2 protein-coding genes are annotated in these 1803 nt (G+C 69.1%); one reads left to right on the plus strand and one right to left on the minus strand.

Annotated elements, in window-relative coordinates:
* Positions 1–872: MFS transporter (locus RR928_RS24790; RefSeq protein ID WP_332684743.1), on the minus strand; the 872-nt coding region annotated here is incomplete at its 3' end.
* Between the two features lie 89 nt (positions 873–961).
* On the opposite strand from RR928_RS24790, the gene RR928_RS24795 reads away from it, so the two are divergent.
* The gene (locus RR928_RS24795) at positions 962–1753 is read left to right on the plus strand and encodes a helix-turn-helix transcriptional regulator (RefSeq protein WP_332547861.1); all 792 of its coding nucleotides are present in this window, start codon (positions 962–964) and stop codon (positions 1751–1753) included.
* The last annotated feature ends 50 nt before the right edge of the window (positions 1754–1803 follow it).

A 1803-nucleotide genomic window follows, 5' to 3' on the forward strand; every position in this document is an offset into this window, starting at 1 on the left:
AAGAACGAACTCGATGTCGAGTAGACCAGCAGCACCAGCAGCGCGCCCAGCGCGAAGCGGCGCTGGCCGAGCAGCCGCATGTCGACCAGCGGCAACTGCCCCCCGGCCTGGCGCTGGCGTTGCTGGCGGTGGAAGGCCGCGAGCAGCAGCACGGCCGCGGCCAGAGCCCAGAGGCTCCAGGCGGGCCAGCCTTGCGCCGGCCCTTCGATCAGCGGCACCAGCAGACTGGCCAGTCCGCCGCTCACCAGCAGCACGCCGCGGCCGTCGAGCGCGGGGCGCGCGGGCGCGCGTGACTCGGGAATGTGGCGTGCCGCGGCGATCGCGCCCAGGCCTATGGGCACATTGATCAGAAAGATCGTGCGCCAGCCCAGGCCCCACAGGTCGGCGTGCACCAGCCAGCCGCCGAACACCTGGCCGGCGATCGCGGCCAGGCCCAGCGTCATGCCCAGCAGGCCGAACGCGCGCCGGCCGGCGTCGCCGTCGAAGTGCACGCGTATCGAGGCATAGACCTGGGGAAACAGCAGTGCGGCAGCGAGCCCTTGCAGCACGCGCGCGGCGATCAAGGCATTCGCGTCGGGGGCGAGTCCGCACAGCAGTGACGCAAAGGTGAACCCGGCCATGCCCAGCACGAACAGCCGGCGGCGCCCGAAGCGGTCGCCCAGCCGCCCGCCCGTGATCAGCAGCACGCCGAAAGCGAGTTCATAGCCCGCAACGATGAAGCCGATCTGCGCAAAGCTCGCCGCGAGTCCGGCCTGCATGCTGGGAATGGCGACGTTGACGACAAACAGATCGAAGATGGTGACAAAGCCGGCGAGCAGCAGCACGGCCAGGCCGCGCCAGGGCGGGTTGGAAGAGACGGAACAGGATGTCATGCAGCGCATTCGGAAGGTGAGGGCGCATTCTGTGATCCTTTCCAACCAATTACAATTTAACTGTTTATGCTGTTACTGAAAGCAATGCGATGGCCATTCGTACCCTGGAGCGCACGCGCCACGAGCTCGCCGCCTTCTTGCGCGCGCGCCGCGAGCGGCTGTCGCCTGCCGATGCCGGTCTGCCCAGCGGCAGCCGCCGGCGCACGCCGGGCTTGAGGCGCGAGGAAGTCGCGGCGCTCGCGGGCGTGGGCCTGACCTGGTACACCTGGCTGGAGCAGGGGCGCGACATCGGCGTGTCGGCGGCGTTTCTCGACAGTCTGGCGCGCGTCTTCAAGCTCGATGCCGCCGAGCGCCGCCATCTGTTCCTGCTCGCGCATGCGCGGCCGCCGGCCGAGCCCGGCAAGACCTGGTGCGTGGTGCCGCCGCTGGTGCGCCGGCTGATGCACGACCTCGCGCCGCATGCGGCCTATGTGCTCAATCTGCGCTGGGATGTGCTGGTCTTCAACACCGCTGCCGACGAACTGTTCGGCTTCGGCGCGCATGCGCCCGAGCGGCGCAATCTGCTGTGGCTGCTGTTCACCGATCCGCTGCTGCATGCGCGCTTTGCCGACTGGGAGCCGCAGGCGCAGCAGATGCTGTCGAGCTTTCGCCGCGACTTCGCGCGCGCGACGCAGGAGGCCGATATCCATGAACTGGTCGATGAGCTTGCCCGGGTCTCACCGACCTTCAAGCAATGGTGGCACCGCAACGAGGTGCACGCGCCGTGCACTGGCATGCGCGAACTGCTGATCGACGGCCGGCGCCAGGCGTATGAGCACACTTCGCTGACCGTCGATGAAGACCGCCATCTGCGGCTGGTGGTCCATGCGCTGGCGCCCTAGGGCGGGCCGGGGGCGGGCTCAGGCCTGCGCCGGGCGGCGCGCAAACGCCA

It is taken from the genome of Comamonas sp. (assembly GCF_036666375.1).
Classification (GTDB): Bacteria; Pseudomonadota; Gammaproteobacteria; order Burkholderiales; family Burkholderiaceae_C; genus Comamonas.